This window comes from Diaphorobacter sp. HDW4B, assembly GCF_011305535.1.
Classification (GTDB): domain Bacteria; phylum Pseudomonadota; class Gammaproteobacteria; order Burkholderiales; family Burkholderiaceae_C; genus Diaphorobacter_A.
Window position 1 is genome coordinate 117,825 of the sequence record NZ_CP049906.1, and the last position, 16,024, is coordinate 133,848.

The 16,024-nt window shown below is 61.9% G+C and carries 14 protein-coding genes; 8 read left to right on the forward strand and 6 right to left on the reverse strand.

From position 1 onward, the window contains the following. The first annotated feature begins 221 nt into the window (after positions 1 to 221). Together G7048_RS25415 and G7048_RS25420 are read left to right on the forward strand one after the other, a co-directional pair. Positions 222 to 1,262, forward strand: a complete 1,041-nt coding sequence (locus G7048_RS25415) for a porin (RefSeq protein WP_166071272.1) — start codon at positions 222 to 224, stop codon at positions 1,260 to 1,262. A 57-nt stretch (positions 1,263 to 1,319) separates the two neighbouring features. Then, entirely contained in the window at positions 1,320 to 3,122 is a 1,803-nt protein-coding gene (locus tag G7048_RS25420) for a hypothetical protein (RefSeq protein WP_166071273.1), read from the forward strand. A 277-nt stretch (positions 3,123 to 3,399) separates the two neighbouring features. Here G7048_RS25420 and G7048_RS25425 read toward each other — a convergent pair whose 3' ends face one another. Continuing rightward, entirely contained in the window at positions 3,400 to 3,630 is a 231-nt protein-coding gene (locus G7048_RS25425) for a hypothetical protein (RefSeq protein WP_166071274.1), read from the reverse strand. Between the two features lie 17 nt (positions 3,631 to 3,647). Between G7048_RS25425 and G7048_RS25430 the strand changes: the two genes are divergently transcribed. After that, the gene (locus G7048_RS25430) at positions 3,648 to 4,775 is read left to right on the forward strand and encodes a porin (protein WP_166071275.1); all 1,128 of its coding nucleotides are present in this window, start codon (positions 3,648 to 3,650) and stop codon (positions 4,773 to 4,775) included. Between the two features lie 310 nt (positions 4,776 to 5,085). Here G7048_RS25430 and kynU read toward each other — a convergent pair whose 3' ends face one another. From kynU to G7048_RS25450, 4 genes are all read right to left on the reverse strand, one after another. Further along, positions 5,086 to 6,360 carry a kynureninase gene (gene kynU / locus G7048_RS25435; protein WP_166071276.1) on the reverse strand — a complete coding sequence of 425 codons (1,275 nt, stop codon included), beginning with the start codon at positions 6,358 to 6,360 and terminating at the stop codon, positions 5,086 to 5,088. A 94-nt stretch (positions 6,361 to 6,454) separates the two neighbouring features. After that, positions 6,455 to 7,390, reverse strand: a complete 936-nt coding sequence (locus tag G7048_RS25440) for an ABC transporter permease (protein ID WP_166071277.1) — start codon at positions 7,388 to 7,390, stop codon at positions 6,455 to 6,457. A gap of 5 nt (positions 7,391 to 7,395) precedes the next feature. Then, on the reverse strand, positions 7,396 to 8,175 hold the full coding sequence (locus G7048_RS25445; RefSeq protein WP_166071278.1) for an ABC transporter ATP-binding protein: 780 nt from the start codon (positions 8,173 to 8,175) through the stop codon (positions 7,396 to 7,398). 104 nt (positions 8,176 to 8,279) lie between these two features. Continuing rightward, the gene (locus tag G7048_RS25450; RefSeq protein ID WP_166071279.1) at positions 8,280 to 9,269 is read right to left on the reverse strand and encodes an ABC transporter substrate-binding protein; all 990 of its coding nucleotides are present in this window, start codon (positions 9,267 to 9,269) and stop codon (positions 8,280 to 8,282) included. 172 nt (positions 9,270 to 9,441) lie between these two features. On the opposite strand from G7048_RS25450, the gene G7048_RS25455 reads away from it, so the two are divergent. The 3 genes from G7048_RS25455 to G7048_RS25465 are packed head-to-tail and all read left to right on the forward strand — an operon-like array spanning position 9,442 to position 12,401. After that, complete coding sequence (locus G7048_RS25455) at positions 9,442 to 10,341, forward strand: GntR family transcriptional regulator (RefSeq protein ID WP_240933410.1); 900 nt, start codon at positions 9,442 to 9,444, stop codon at positions 10,339 to 10,341. A 41-nt stretch (positions 10,342 to 10,382) separates the two neighbouring features. Further along, positions 10,383 to 11,366 carry a pyridoxal-phosphate dependent enzyme gene (locus G7048_RS25460; protein ID WP_166071282.1) on the forward strand — a complete coding sequence of 328 codons (984 nt, stop codon included), beginning with the start codon at positions 10,383 to 10,385 and terminating at the stop codon, positions 11,364 to 11,366. A gap of 60 nt (positions 11,367 to 11,426) precedes the next feature. Then, complete coding sequence (locus G7048_RS25465; RefSeq protein WP_166071283.1) at positions 11,427 to 12,401, forward strand: LysR family transcriptional regulator; 975 nt, start codon at positions 11,427 to 11,429, stop codon at positions 12,399 to 12,401. Here the strand turns inward: G7048_RS25465 and G7048_RS25470 are convergent. After that, complete coding sequence (locus G7048_RS25470; protein WP_166071284.1) at positions 12,387 to 13,199, reverse strand: MBL fold metallo-hydrolase; 813 nt, start codon at positions 13,197 to 13,199, stop codon at positions 12,387 to 12,389. The genes G7048_RS25465 and G7048_RS25470 overlap by 15 nt on opposite strands. Positions 13,200 to 13,301: 102 nt before the next feature. Here G7048_RS25470 and G7048_RS25475 point away from each other — a divergent pair, with 102 nt between their 5' ends. Together G7048_RS25475 and G7048_RS25480 are read left to right on the forward strand one after the other, a co-directional pair. Beyond that, positions 13,302 to 14,282 (forward strand): GlxA family transcriptional regulator, encoded by a 981-nt coding sequence (locus tag G7048_RS25475; protein WP_166071285.1) that lies wholly within the window; start codon positions 13,302 to 13,304, stop codon positions 14,280 to 14,282. Positions 14,283 to 14,522: 240 nt separating this feature from the next. Beyond that, the gene (locus tag G7048_RS25480; RefSeq protein WP_166071286.1) at positions 14,523 to 16,013 is read left to right on the forward strand and encodes a 2-hydroxymuconic semialdehyde dehydrogenase; all 1,491 of its coding nucleotides are present in this window, start codon (positions 14,523 to 14,525) and stop codon (positions 16,011 to 16,013) included. Positions 16,014 to 16,024 lie beyond the last annotated feature (11 nt).

Genomic DNA, 16,024 nt, shown 5'->3' on the forward strand with positions numbered 1-16,024 from the left:
AGAGACCGGGGAGTCGGTCGATGCCATGCAGCAGCGCGGTGGGGGAACAAAGGCATTGCGAGACGCCTGGTGGACAGCAAACAAGCACTTCACGGACCGAACCCGAACAAGGAGACGCATGACGGCAGACACGACAACGAGAACAACAACGACAGAAACGCTCGCATGAGCGGACACAAGGCAGAACGAGTCAAACGATCAATCAACTGGAGACGCAAATCATGAAGAAAAACAAGGTATTGGCGGCTGTGCTGCTGCTCGTGGGGAGCACGGCATTCGCGCAGTCCAAGGTGACCCTCTCGGGGTTCGTGGACCTGAATCTGGAAGTGCTCAAGAACTCGGGCACCGAAGGCACGCGCAAGCGCATCAGCAGCGGCGGGCTGAACAACTCGCGCTTCAACATCAGCGGCATCGAGGACCTGGGCGGTGCCAACCGTGCCTACTTCACCATCGAGCCGATGTTCGGTGCGGACACCGGCGAGATGAGCGCGCAGTTCCGCCAGTCCTTTGTCGGCCTGCGTGGCGACTGGGGTGACGTGACTCTGGGTCGCCAGTTCACGCCATCGTTCTGGGTTGCGGGCTATGCCGATCCGAACTGGGCATCGTCGTACAGCATGGTCAACGCCATGCAGTTCTTCTACGCGTCCTACCGCGTGGACAACGCGCTGCAGTACAAGACCGCCAACTTCGGTGGCTTGCAAGGTCGCTTCATGTATGCCTTCGGCAAGGAAGACACGACCAAGAACGGTCGCTTCATGAGCGCCGCCGCCGAATACCGCAACGGCCCGCTGTTCCTCGGCTTCGCTGCGGAAAAGGCTTATCAGGTCGACGTCTACAACAAGACTTCGATGAAGAGCTCGCGCGACAACTACCTGTCGGCCACCTACCGCTTCGGCAGCGTCGAGCCCACGTTCGTGTTCCACACCTACGACGGCTACTACGCCTATCCTCCTTATGTGGGCTTCACCTCCAAGGGCTGGGACACGCAACTGGGCGTGCGCTGGAACGTCAGCGACCGCACACGCGTTCACGCCAGCTACGTGCATCGCAAGGACGACAAGAACGTCGACATCGGCACGGCAGATGGCCTGACGCTGGGCGTGACGCACGGCCTGTCCAAGCGCACCGATGTCTACATCCTCGCCTCGCATGTGAAGAACAAGAAGGATGTGAAGATCGGCTATCCCGTGAGCTGGAGTGCCAATCCGTCCGCTGGCCAGAGCCCATCGGGTCTGGCAATCGGCATTCGCCATGCGTTCTGAGCACCCGCGTGGCAGCGATTCAGAACACCTCCAGAACATTTCCCCGAGATGCAATCCATGAACCATTCCCACCGCACACCCCGTCAACTGTGCAAGACGGCCGCTGCCGCCATGCTCTTCGCGGCATTGGGTGCCAGTGCCTTTGCGCAGGACAAGGCCACGCAACCCGCAGCGGCTCAGGCTGCGCCGGTCGATCCCAACTTCGTGCCCGGCACACCCGACATCAAGGACCCATGGCTGGCCAAGTGGCTGGCCGCCACGCCCGACCGCACGCCCAAGGAGCTCAAGCCCGGTATCGACTACGGCATGAACCCCAAGACCGGCGAATTCGTCTGGCCCAAGGCCACGCCCGAAGTCCACAAGGGCCAGAAGTTCCCCGGCATGCTCGATCATTGGGACAAGACCACCTTCACCAAGAACGTGAAGGTGCTGGCGTTCTATGAAAATGTGGCGTCGCCTTTCCACGTGTGGAACAACATCATCGATTTCGACGGCAAGCGTTATCTGTACCTGCACGACCGCGACTACCTGCGCATCATGGACGTGACCGATCCGGCCAACGCCAAGGTCGTTTTCTCCAAGGGCGCGGTCTGGGGCCCCAAGGGTCCAAGCGAGCGCTGGAATGCCGCGACGGTGACCGACTACCTCGGCGGTGCAACCATCGCGTGGAGCAAGAAGCTCAACAAGCCGGTGATGGTGGCGTCATATGAAATCGGACGCTACGGCCTGATGAACGAGAAGATGAAGGAGCCGGAAAAGGTTGCCGCACAGCGCAACTACAGCTCGCTCAAGGGCTTCAAGGTCTATGAGATGAATGGCCCGCTGCCCAGCGACTGGAAGCTGATCGCCACGCGCACCACCGATTACCAGCACCCCGATGCGCCCATCGGCCAGCAGCAGGGTTCGGGCTCGCTCGATTCGCCCGAGTACTACGGCGGCAAGTACATGATTCTGGCGGCCGCGCCCAACGACAGCTACGCACTCAGCGAGTATCCGAACTACCTGTACTCGCCCGGCTACCAGGTGTGGGACATGAGCGATCCGGCCGATCCGAAGTTCCTCTCGCAGGTCACCGTTCCCGGTCAGGTCGTGGACGACAAGGACAGCATTTTTGCCTACCTGCAGAACCCACGCGCGGGCAATCGCGCATCGTGGATGGGCGCGCGCATTCCGATGTTCCTGCCCAAGCCGCTGGAGCAAGGCGGCAAGATCGGCTTCGGCGCGATGGGCGGTCTGGGTCTGTGGTCGTTCGACATGAGCGATCCGGCCAATCCGAAAATCCTCGACAACGTGAACACACCGCCCTCGTTTGCAGGCACGGAATACGACAACGCCGACGTGAGCCAGTACGAGCGCACCGGCTACGTGTTCACCAGCGGCTATCCGATGAACCGCGACTGCTACGAGCCCTACAAGGACATCTTCGTGGTGAACGCGAAGAACCCAGCCAGGATGAAGGTCGAGACCACACTGCCACGCCCCAAGCCACCGGAAGGCGCGCCCTACACCGACTTCTGCCAGCGCGGCGGCAACTTCGGCCCCAAACGCTCCAACGCGATTGGCCAACCGGGCGGATGGCGTCAGAACATCGTGCCGTACTCGTTCTACAACGCGGGCGTGCAGATGTTCGACGTGAGCAACCCGGCCGATCCCAAGATCGCGGGCTACTTCGTGCCGCCGCTGGCTGACACCACGCAACTGCCGGGCTACACGCTGGGCAAGGGGGTGCTTGCGATGTACACCGAGTACGACCGCAACATCATGTGGGCGTTCACCGAACATGGTGCTTATGCGCTGTCTTCGCCACTGCTTGGCGAGCCTTTGATGGGGGCTCCGAAGAAGCCGTTCCCTGCGCGTTGATGCAGCGCTGAACTGCATGGGGCAGCTGCTTTTCGACCTGCGGCAGCTGCTCGTGACGTGGGATTTGATGCCGCCTTGTGCGGCATTTTTTTGTTCGTCTCTTTGTCGCTGGTTTTGATGGATTGACGAACTTGTTGCCTGTGCTTCGTTGAAGAGTCTTCGTTTTGGGGTGCCGATATGGCCCCTCATACTTTGTTGCAAAGCCTTGCCGTACGGAAGTACTGTCTGCGGCTTTGCGTCGCGTCTGAGGGGCCATCTCGGCATTGTGGTGCTTGATTCATGCCTTGCGTTCGCTGCGCAGCTTGCTGTTCTTGCTGTTCTTGCTGTTCTTGCTGTTCTTGCTGTTCTTGCAGGTTTGAAGGTTTGAAGGTTTGAAGGTTTGAAGGTTTGAAGCATTTGCTCGGCTGCGTGGTAAATCCGGTGAAACCCCGAAGGAAAGCCCTGAAGTTTTTTCGATGAATGCAATATCATTGCTTGGTATACCAAAATATGAATTGGTGTTCTTCAACTTTCATCAGGAAAAACATGAAAAAACCCACCACGAGAAATCGCTTCTGGCTGCGCGCGACCGCGTTGGCTGCCCTTGCGCCCGTCATGGCGCTGGCGCAGACCAACGTGGGTGACCCGGTCACCATCTACGGCTTTGTGAAGGCGGATGTGGAGCATGTGCGCGCGTCGGGCGGCGGAGCACCTTCGCTGTCCGTGAACCGGCTGTCCAACAACCTGTCGGTGCTGGGCTTTCGCATGAAGGAAGATCTGGGCGCAGGCTTGGGCGTCTGGGCGCAGATCGAGACCAATGTGCGCATGGACAACGGGGATGGCCCCTGGGGTGGTCGCAATACAGCCATCGGTCTGTCATCGTCCAGCGCCGGGCAGATCGTGATGGGCCAGTGGGAAGCGCCGCTGCGCTTTGTGTCGGTCTACGCGATCGACCCGTTCACGGCCGGCATTTTTGCGTCCAACTCCATCATGGGCAACGGATTTGCGACGGGTGCGAACGGCGTGTCACCGACCTCGTTCGACCGCCGTCAGCCCAATCTGCTGCAGTACTGGTCGCCCAATTTAGCCAACTTCGAGTTCCGCCTGGCCTACGCCATGCCGGAGGAGAAGACCGAAGACAAATCACCCAGCATGTGGGGCGGCTTGGTCATCTACCGCAACGGCCCGCTCTATGCGGCATGGGGTTATGAACAGCACCGCAGCTACTTCTACAACGGCAGCAAGGACGACGCACACCGCATCGGCGTAGCGTATTCGTTCGGGCCCACGCGTGTGCGCGGCAGTTTCGAGCGCTTGAGCTACGAGCCAGAGCGCGGCCAGAGCCTCACGCGCAATGCTTGGCAGTTGGCGGTGAGCCACCAGTTCACACCGCAGCATGAGGTGATGGCATCCTACGTGCGCGCGCAGTCCCCTCATGGGAACACGAAAAAATCGGTGGGCGGCATTGGCATTCCGGGCACTGATGCGGGTGCGAATCAGGTCTCGCTGGGCTATACGTATCACATGTCCAAGCGCACGGATCTGTGGACCGCATATACCAGGATCACCAACGGTGCGACGTCGAACTACAACCTCTCGGCCAATTCCATCGGGGGCATGAAGCCGGGGCAAGATCCTTCAGGCTTCGGCGTCGGCATCACGCACAAGTTCTGATGAGGCTTCTGCCGCCCACTTGATCGCTGCGGCGTCCATTGATCGACGGACTCTCAGGCAGTGCTCGTTTTGAGAGTCTTCGTTTTCAGGTGCTGAGATGGCCCCCGTACTTTGTTCGGGCGGGAAGTACTGACTGCGGCTTTGTGTCGCGTCTGAGGGCCATCTCGGCATTGTGGAGGGTGATTCAAAGGGTGCGCACACTGCGTAGTTGGTTGGTTTGAAGTCCGGCGTGCATTCCGACTTTCGTGATGAATTAAGAAAAATGGCCGCTTCTCGCGGCCATATCTCTACTTCACACGATGACCAAATATCAGGTCACTGTGCCACGCTGATGGAACTTGGGCTGGTCCCAGCTCTTGGTTTCCAGAATGTCCTTGAGCACGGCCACGGCGTTCCAAACTTCTTCGAAACCGATGTACAGCGGCGTGAAGCCGAAGCGCATGATCTTGGGCTCGCGGTAATCGGGGATCACGCCGCGTTCGATCAGCGCTTGCACCACGGCGAAGCCGTGCGGGTGCTCGAAACCGACCTGGCTGCCGCGGTACTTGGTGTCGAGTGGCGTGTTCAGCGTGAGCGGGAAACCGGCGCATTCCTGGTTCACCAGGTCGATGAACAACGTGGTCATCGCGAGGGACTTCGTGCGCAGCTCCTGCATGTTGGTGTCGGCAAAGGTGTCGAGACCGTTTTCGACCAAGGCCAGCGAAGTGATCGCCTGTGTGCCGCACAGATAGCGCTTGACGCCCTGATGCGGGTCGTACTGCGGCTCCATCGCGAACGGGCGGGCGTGGCCCCACCAGCCTGACAGGGGTTGCCAGAAGGTTTCCTGGTGCTTGGCGTTCACCCACAGAAACGCGGGTGATCCGGGGCCGCCGTTCAGATACTTGTAGGTGCAGCCGATGGCGTAGTCGGCGTTTGCGCCGTTCAGGTCGATGGGCACGGCACCGGCGGAATGGCACAGGTCCCAGATCGTGACCGCGCCGACTTTGTGCGCCTTGGCTGTGAAGTCCGCCATGTCGTACATGTAGCCGGTCTGGTAGTTCACGTGGGTGAGCAGCACCACGGCAACGTCTTCGGTCAGCGCGGCCTGCAGGCCTTCAGCACCATCGACCAGACTCAGTTCGTAGTCGGCACTTCCAAGCGAACTCAACATGTCCATCAGGCCCTGCGTGATGTACAGGTCGGTGGGAAAGTTGTTGCGCTCGGAGACGATCACGCGGCGCTTGGGTGCCTTGTCTTTCTGCATGCGCAGTGCGGCGGCCATCACCTTGAACAGGTTCGTCGAGGTGGTGTCGGTCACCACTACTTCGTTGTCCTTGGCACCCACCAGACGCGCGAGCTTGTCGCCGAGCTTGCGCGGCATGTCAAACCAGCCAGCGGTGTTCCAACTGCGGATCAGGCCTACGCCCCATTCCTTGGTGATCACTTCCTGCGCGCGGCTGAGCGACGACTTGGGCATCGCGCCCAGCGAATTGCCGTCGAGGTAGATCACGTCGGAGGGCAGATCGAACTGCTCGCGCAGCTTGGCCAGTGGGTCGCGCGCGTCCATCGCGCGGCAGTCTTCAAGGGTGATTTTGGTTGTTGTCATGAACGTCGTTCCTGTCGAAAGTGGAGTGCGAGAAGACCGTCTGAAGGCGTGACTTTTCGCACGTGTGAAATGGGTTGCGGTGCCGGATTGCTTTTCAGCGTTCGCGCATCGCCTCACGGCCCGGTGCGCTGCCGGTCTTCTTGCCACTGCGCAGCGATGGCAGTGCGAGCATGAACAGCACGAACAGTCCGGTAGCGAGCTTCAGGTCGGGCGGTGGCATGTTGGCGGCCAGGCACAGCGAGATCAACTGGTAGTAGATGATCGCGCCGACGATGGGTGCCAGCAGTTGGCGAAACACCGTCTGGTTGCCGATGATGGCCTCACCGATCATCAGCGCGGCCAGACCGTTGATGAGCACGCCCAGACCCATGTTGATGTCGCCAAAGCCCTGCGACTGCACCATGAGCGCACCCGCCATGGCCGAGAAGCCACCAGCGATGCCGATGCCCACGATGGTGGCGGTCCAGACGTTGATGCCCTGTGCTTCCGACATGTCGGGGTTGGCGCCCACAGCGCGCATGGCCGTGCCTTTTTCTGTCTTGAAGAAATAGTTGAGTGCGAAGAACGCGATGGCCAGCAGCAGGCCGACGATGGCGATCTTGTTCCATGGCGAGCCCGCGTCGGCCACCGGGATCACATCCAGAATGCTGTCGCTGCCGAACAGCGAGATGTTGGAGCGGCCCATGATGCGCAGGTTGATGCTGTAGAGCATCGTGGTCATCAGAATGCCGGCAAGCAGCGTGTGGATGCGAAAGCGCAGGTGGATGTAGGCGGTGCAGCAGCCCGCGATGAAGCCTGCGGCGATAGCGCAGACCACCGCCAGCCACGGGTTCATGCCCGCCATGATCAGGATGGTGCAGACGCAGCCGCCGAGCGGAAATGCGCCTTCGGCCGTCATGTCGGGAAAGCTCAGCACGCGAAACGGCAGCATGATGCCCAGCACCACGAAACCCATGATCAGACTCTGGGCGATGGTGACCGGAATCAGTGCGTAGAACGTCGAAAAAGTGGTTGCAATGAATTCGCTCATGATGGTCAGCTCGCCAGCAACATGCGGTCGCTCTTGGTGGAGAAATGGGAGATCAGGTCGGGCACGGTGAGGCCCTTCTTTTCTTCGGGGCCGATCTCCAGCTTCACGCGGCCCGCGTCCACCATGAACACGCGGTGGCCGTAGTCGATGGCGTGCTGCATGTTGTGCGTCACCATCAGCACGGTGAGTTGGAAGGCTTCGACAGCCTTGATGGTCGCGGCCATCACCAGATCGGCGGTGCGCGGATCAAGCGCCGCCGTGTGCTCGTCGAGCAGCAGCAGTTGCGGCGATGTGCTCACCGCCATCACCAGCGAGAGCGACTGGCGCTGTCCGCCCGAGAGCAGATCGACGCGCGCGTCCAAGCGGTCTTCGAGCCCGAGGCCGAGCACCGACAGACGCTCCTGATAAAGCTTGCGACGCGCGGCGGTGAGGCCGGGACGCAGCGTGCGCTTGGCCACGCGCAACTCGGCCAGCAGCATGTTTTCGGCGATCGTCATGCTGGCGGCGGTACCCTTCATCGGGTCCTGAAAAACGCGGGTGATGCGCTGCGCGCGCTTGTGCACGGGCAGCGCAGTCACATCGTCGTTGCCCACAATGACCGTTCCTTCATCGAGCATCAGCGCACCGCTGATCGCGTTGAGCATGGTGCTCTTGCCCGCTCCGTTGGTGCCGATGATGATGCCGAACTCTCCCGTCGCGAGCTTGAGCGTCAGGTCGTTGAGCGCCACCTTCTCGTCGGGTTTGCCGCGATAGAACACCTTGCGCGCATTTCTTACTTCCAGCATGACTGCCTACTTTCCCCTCAAGCCAGAGGCCAGTCTGCGCGATGCACGCTGGCCACTGGCTGCTTTCTACGAATCGTTGAATGACTGTGGATACCGGAAGCGACTCAGTCCACGAAGCACTTGCAATCGGCGATGCCAGCGGGTGCCGTCATCTTGAAAGCCTTGAGCGCGGTGCGCGAGACCACGGTTTCATGGTCGGCCAGCGTGGGCTTCATCGGCGCGATGTTCTTGGGATCCTCGCCCTTCAGAATGCGCGCGGCGATCTTGCCCGCGTTCTCGCCCACCTTTTCATAACGCACGGCGACGGCGGCCACCACCAGGCCCTTGTGCACGGGTTCGGGGTCGGCACCCATCAGCGGCACACCGATCTGGCGCGCAGCGGCGGAGACCGCAGGCGTGGCCGGTTGCAGCAGGTTGGAGGTCGGGTTGTAGAGCACGTCCACCTTGCCCTTGAGCGATGCGATGCGTTGCTGCACGTCGTTGGCGTTGTCCACGCCGACCGAGACAATCTGGTAGTCGTTGGTGGTGCCGGTCTGCTTGACCTTCTCCAGCAGCGCCACGTCGTTGGCTTCGCCTGGGTTGTAAGGCATGCCGAAGCGCTTGGAGTTGGGCACCAGCTTGTGCGCAAACTGCATCACGGCGGCCATGTCCTGCAGGTCGGACGAGCCGGTGATGCCGGTGTCACCCTTGTCCCACGACGGCGTGAGCTTGGCGGCCACGGGGTCGGTCACCACGCTGAAGACGATGGGAATGCCCGAGCTCATCAGCGCCTTCTTGGCGACCTGCGACACCGGCGTGGTGATGGTGAGCATCAGCTTGGGCTTGCCGGCCTGCAACTTGGCGATCATCTGCGGCAGCAGCGTGGAGTCGAAGTTGGTGTGGCTCAGTTCATAGACCACGTCCTTGCCTTCCACGAAACCCTGGCGCGTCAGCTCCTTCTTGAAGCCGGTGATGGACTCGTTGAGCTGCGGGTGATCGCCGAAGTTGGCGATGGCGATCTTGACCGGATCGGCCCAGACGCTGGTGCTGAGTGCCGTCAGCAGTGCGCCTGCGACCAATGCCTTGTTGAATCCTGCGCGAGTGGTTTGAACCATGCTTGTGTCTCCAGTGGGGCCCGTGCAGCATTCCAATCAGGTGCCGGGCTCAGGTTTGTAGGTAGGGTCCGCAACGCAAAAATCATATATAGTTTGCGTGAAGAGATATTATTCGGTATACCAAATATACATCTTGGTACTTACCCTCAGAGCGAAAGGTATGCTCATGGACATGAACCACGACGAAGATTCCAAGACGGATATGGCCTACCAGTTGCTGCGGCGCGAGATCCTCGCTGCACGACTTGCGCCGGACACCGCATTGCGCCCCACTGCACTCAAGGACCGCTATGGTCTGAGCTGGACGCCCGTGCGCGAGGCGCTGGCACGGCTCGAAGCCGAGCGGCTGGTGGTGTACCGCCGCAATCGCGGCTTTGCGGTGGCACCTGTGTCGAGTGGCGAACTCGATGATCTACAGCGCGCACGCCAGGCCATCGAACTGCCACTGCTGAAAGAAGCCATCGAGCACGGCGATTCGGAATGGGAGGCTTCGCTTGTTGCGGCGCACCATCGACTGATTCGCTGCACACTGCCGGTGGACGACCCTTCCGAAGAAACGCTGACGCAGTGGGAACAGTTGCACGCGGCGTTCCACCAGACGTTGCTCAGTGCGGCGGTCTCCAAATGGCTGCTGCGGTTTCAGGCGCAGATTCATGAGCAACTGCAGCGCCATCACCGCGTGCTGGCGATTCTTCCGGTGTTCAAGAGCCGGGAAGTGGACGCGCAGGAGGCCTTCGACGCTTTGCGCAATGCCATGAGCCCGTTGCACCACACCGAGCTGCTCAACGCCGCGCTCGACCGCGATGTGGACAAGGCCTTGCTGCTGATGGCCGAACATGCGGGCACGACCATGGATGTGTTCGAGCGCACCAGCGCCGTGCAGGAGCAGCTCGCGCGGCGCAAAGCGCAGCGGCTGGAAGCGGCAGCGGAGAAGCTGAAGAAAGCGCCCAAGCCAGTTGCCGAGGCCAAGCCCGCCAAGGTGACAAAGCCCACGACTGCGGCAAAGACGACGAAGGCGACAAAAGCGACCCAAACGACAAAGGCACTCAAGCCCAGCAAATCCGCGAAGTGAAGCGCCCAAAACAATAACCAGAAAATCAGGAGACAAGAGACATGAAGCCGCAACCCAATCAGCCGCGCCGCCCCACGCTCGCGGAGATGACCGCCGCGCGCGAGCGCATCGCACCCTATGTTCGCCACACGCCGCTCATCGAGCTGAAACTGCCGCTGAAAGACCGGCGCATCTTCGTGAAGCTGGAGACGCTGCAACCCATCGGCGCATTCAAGTTGCGGCCTGCGCTGTCGGCCCTGCTCAGCCGTGCGCCGAATGAACTGCGGCATGGCGTGGCGGTGTCCAGCTCGGGCAACATGGCCTACGGCACGGCCTGGGCTGCCAAGCAGCTTGGCATTCCGATGGCTGCCTACATGATGGACAACGCGCCGCTCACCAAGATCGAGGGCGTGCGCCAACTCGGCGGCGATGTGCGCTTCATCAGCGGCGACACCTGGTGGAGCTACATCATCGAAGAAGACGCACCCGACGGGCCCGAGCTGCTCATCAACCCCGTCACGGATCAGGGCGTGCTCACCGGCAACGGCTCCATCGGCTTCGAGATTCTGGAAGACTTGCCACGCCCCGACTGGGTGCTCGCACCCATCGGCGGCGGCGGGCTGATCACCGGCGTGGCCGCTGCGGTGCGCGCGATTCAACCCGGCGTGAACGTGATGGCGGTGGAAGGCGAACACGCCGCACCCGCCACGGCGGCCTTCGCTGCAGGCAAAGTGGTCGAGGTGGAGGCACACAACTCGTTCATCAAAAGCATCGGCGGCCCAACGGTCGCGCCCGCGCTCTGGCCCATCGTTCGCGAACTGATCGATGCCACCAGCGTCGCCACGTTGTCGCAAGTGGTCGAAGCCATGCAAGTGCTCTTCGCCCAGACCAAGGTGGTGGCCGAAGGTGCGGGCGCGGCATCGCTTGCGGCGGCGATGCACGACCCACGCGTTCAGGGCAATGTGGTGTGCGTGATTTCCGGCGGCAACATCGACGCGGTGGACTACGTGCAGGCGCTGCAAGGCCAGGTGCCGGTCGCCAGATAGCGGGGCGCGTACGTTGAATTGCGGATCGGGGCCGCATGCGGGTTGGGTTAATCTAGGCCCATGCACGATCCCGACTTCCAATCCGGCCTGGCCCTGGCGCGACGCCTGAGGCTGCAGCAACTCGCCATCTTCACCAAGGTGATCGAGTCCGGATCGGTGCTCGCAGCATCGCGCGAACTGGCGATGACGCAGCCTGCGATCAGCAAGTCGATTCAAGACCTCGAAGGCCAGTTGGGTGCGACGCTGTTCGAGCGCAGCAAGAAGGGCATGGCGCTCACCGATTTCGGGCGCATGTTCGAGAGCCACGCCAAGCTCATGCTCTCGCAGTTGCGCTACCTGTCGGAAGACCTCGAATCGTGGAAATCGGGCACGGCCGGGCATCTGATCGTCGGCACGCTGATCGCCGCTTCCGCCACGATGCTGCCGAACGCGCTCGGCATTCTCCGCCGCATCGCGCCCAAGGTGGTCGTCACCGTCAAAGTGGGTGCCAACTCCACGCTCTACCCCATGCTGCTCAAGGGCGATGTGGACATCGTGCTCGGCATCCTGCCCGAGGACGCGAGCGTCTATCTGCCCGATCAGCGCGGCATCAGCTCGCTGCGCCATGTGCCGCTCTACGAAGAGGGGTTGAACGTAGTCGTCTCCGCCAAGCACCCGCTGGCGCAGCGCCGCAAACCGGTGTCGCTGGCCGAGCTGCACGACAAGGAATGGATCGTGCCCACGCGCGACTCGGCCACCTACCGCGCGGTGCTCAAGTTCTTTCGCGACAAGAAGCTGCCCGTGCCCGAGCATGTGATCGAGTCGGTCTCCATCCTCACCAATCTGGAGCTGATCGTGCAATGGAACATGGTCAGCATCATGCCCAGCTCGGCCGCACGCCGGTTCGAGGAGCTGGGACTGGTCAAGGTGCTGGCCTTCGACCACCTGAGTGAGGCCACCTCCATGGGCTACACCATCCGCGCAGACCGAGAGCAAAGCGTGATCGTGCAGAGCTTCATTCAGGCGCTGCGAGAGTCGTCCTCAACCGCTGAGTGACTCGGCACTGCGGGCGTACTGCCGCTGCTCGCCATCTTCCGGCCCCCACACGCGATCTGCGATGCCGTGGCTTTGTGCCAGTGAATGCACTGCGCTGCGGGTCGTGGGGCAATGGTCGAGCGCCTGCAGATGGTTCACCACCAATTCTCCCGACCAGCCAGCCGATGCGTCCACGATGTCCTGCGCGTTCATGAGGATGTCGCCACCCAGATCGAAGCGCGCGCCTCCGGCTGGCAGCACCGCCACGTCGGGACGGAGTTCCTGCAGGCAATGGCGCACGTCGGGCGTGAGCAGCGTGTCGCCAGCGAGGTAGATGCTGGGCTCGCCGGGAAGCTCGATCAGGTAGCCATGGCCATGCTCCATCATCCGTCCGATCCAGCCATGACCGTGCACGCAGGCAATCGGGGTGATGTGTCCGCCGAGACTCCATGGCTGGCGGTGCGGGCCCATCAACGACTCCACCCGCAGCCCGCGTTGCTGCAGATAGTCCGCATCGCGCAGCATGCAGAACACGGGGATCTGGCGCTCGCGAAGAAAGCGCTTGCCCGCGCGATCCAGATGGTCGAAGTGGCCGCGTTGGCAATGCGTGATGAGGGCGTGCGTCACGCGCTGCAGCACAGCGTCTGCGTTGTCCGGCAGATCGACAATGGGATTGCGCTGGCGTGATGTGCTCAGATAGCGCAGTGTTGGAAGACTGGCGCGCGGAGCGAGCATGGGGTCCACCAGCAGACCGATCAGCTGACCAAAGGCTTCGAACTCAAGAACGATGGTGGCATTGCGCAGGTGTGTGATTTGCATTAGCGGATAGACCGTAGTGAAGGGAATGGGCGGGATTGGCCTCATTGTTCCAACGCAGTGTCGCGTTGAAAATGGCTCATTCAGTCAATGGATTGCCATTTCATGCCACCCACCAAAACCACTCCCAAACCGCTGCGGCTTGCCCTGCTGCTCTATCCCGGCTGCATGCCTGCGGGGCTGTTTGCCGTGGCCGACATGGTGCGGGCGGCCAACCTGCGCGCGCCGCGTCTGGTTTGCGAGCTGGTCTGGGCCGGTGTCGATACGGCACCCGTAGCGACATGGCAAGGCCCGACGCTGGTGCCATCGATTTCGCTGGACCGAGCACAAGCGGATGCGGTGCTGGTGCCGGGCTTGTGGCTGGCGACGGCAAGTGATCTCGATGCGCCATTGCAGCAGTTGGAGCCCGTGACCCGCGCCCTTCGCAATCTGCCGTCCAGCACGCGAATCTGGAGCTACTGCGCCGGAGTCTTGCCATTGGCGGCCAGCGGTCGCTTGCAAGGTGTGCCCGCCACGGCGACCTGGTGGTTGCGCGAGGCCTTGCAGGCGCGATTCAAACAGGTGCAATGGCGCTTTGACGAGTCGGTCGTGGATGGCGGCAAGGTGTTGACAGCCGCTGGCGCGCATGGGCATGTGCCGCTGATGTCGCACGCATTGGCCGAACGCCTGCGCCCCGAAGAATGGCGCGACGTGCAGCAGCTGCTGATGCTGCCGCGTCCGCATCGGATGCACCCCACACTGGGTGGGCCGGAACTGATGTCGCTGACCGATGAGATGCTGCGGCGCGCCTTGCTCATCGTGCAGCGCAGCCCGGCCGCGGAGCTGCGGCTGCCCCAGTTGGCCGAGCAATTGCACGTCTCCAGTCGCACGCTCGCCCGACGAGTCGCGGCGCAGACCGGCATGGCGGCCGCGCAATGGATGCGGCGCATCAAATTGCGCCAGGTGGCCGATGCCCTGTGTGAAAGCCGACAGCCACTCAAACGGATTGCCGAAGAGCTGGGCTTTGCGAGCGAGGCCGGGTTGATTCGCGCATTTCGACAAGCCACGGGCATGACACCGATCGCGTACCGCATGGCGCATGCGTGAAGGCTGTTGCGACAAATCTCTCGACGACGACGCGCAACCTCTTGTATTCCCACCTCTTATAAAAAAGCTCCGCGAATTCATGGCGCAGCAGGCACAGTCCCGGCTCTGCGCTGACCTTGGTGCTGGCGTTCGACGCGATATTCCCGTTAGGAATACTTCAGCGACGCGATTTCATTAGTCAACGGCGGCGTCACTGCCTAGACTCAGCCCCAATAGACCCGTTTTGTGGAGACTTCAAGAATGACGCAGACCCCGCGCTTTGGATTGCCCGCCAGCATTGCCGTGCAGCGCAATTATGTCGATGGCCAGTTCGTGGAAACCGGCAAGCTGTTCGACAACATCAGCCCGCTCGATGGCACGCTGCTGGGCAAAGTGCATGAGGCCGATGCGGCACTTGTGGACCGTGCGGTGAAAGCGGCGCGCAAGGCACTCTCCGGCCCCTGGGGCAAGATGAGCGTGCAGGAACGCGCGGCCATGCTGTACAAGGTGGCCGATTTGATCGAGCGCCGCTTTGACGAATTCATCGCCGCCGAAGTGGCCGACACAGGCCGTCCTTTGGCACAGGCGCGTGCGCTCGACGTGTACCGCGGCATGGCCAATCTGCGCACGTTTGCCGATCTGGGCAAGGTCGCCAATGGCGAGTATTTCGAGACCCGTCTGGCCGATGGTCAGGATCTGATGAACTACACCGTGCGCAAGCCGCTCGGCGTGATCGCCAGCATCTGCCCGTGGAATCTGCCGCTGCTGTCGATGACGTGGAAGGCCGGCCCGGCGCTCATCTGCGGCAACACCATGGTGGTCAAGCCTTCGGAGGAAACCCCGTCGTCCGCCACGCTGCTGGCCGAGGCTTTCCAGGAAGCGGGCGTGCCGCCCGGCGTGTTCAATCTCGTGCACGGCTTCGGCCCCGGGTCGGCTGGCGAAGCGATGACCAAGCACCCCGACGTGGATGCCGTCACGTTCACCGGCGAGTCGCGCACCGGCTCCACCATCATGAAGGCCGTGGCCGATGGCGTGAAGGACATCTCGTTCGAGCTCGGCGGCAAGAACGGCGCGATCGTGTTCGAGGACTGCGACTTCGACAAGGCCGTGGACGGCATCATCAAGTCGAGCTTCACCAACTCCGGTCAGGTCTGCCTGTGCTCCGAGCGCGTGTTCGTGCAGCGCTCGATCTTCGACAAATTCGTCGCTGCTTTGAAGGCCAAGACCGAAGCACTCAAGATTGGCTGGCCCGACGACGAGGGCGTGTTCATGGGCTCGCTGATCTCGCACGAGCACCGCGACAAGGTGCTGTCGTACTACCAACTCGCAGTGGAAGAAGGCGCAACCGTGGTGACCGGCGGCGGCGTGCCGAAGTTCGGCGATGCGCGCGACAACGGCGCGTTCGTGCAACCCACGATCTGGACGGACCTGCCCGACACCGCACGCTGCATGCGCGAAGAAGTGTTCGGTCCGGTCTGCCATCTGAGCCCGTTCGACACCGAAGAAGAAGTCATCGCCCGCGTGAACGACACACAGTACGGCCTGGCCGGTTGCGTGTGGACGACCAACCTCTCGCGCGCACACCGCGTCTCGCGCCAGTTCCATGCGGGCATCGTGTGGATCAACACCTGGTTCTCGCGCGATCTGCGCACGCCGTTCGGCGGATCGAAGCTCTCGGGCATCGGACGCGAAGGCGGTCGCTACTCGCTGGACTTCTACTCCGAGACCACCAACATCTGCGTGGCGATCTGAGGAGCGGCGAC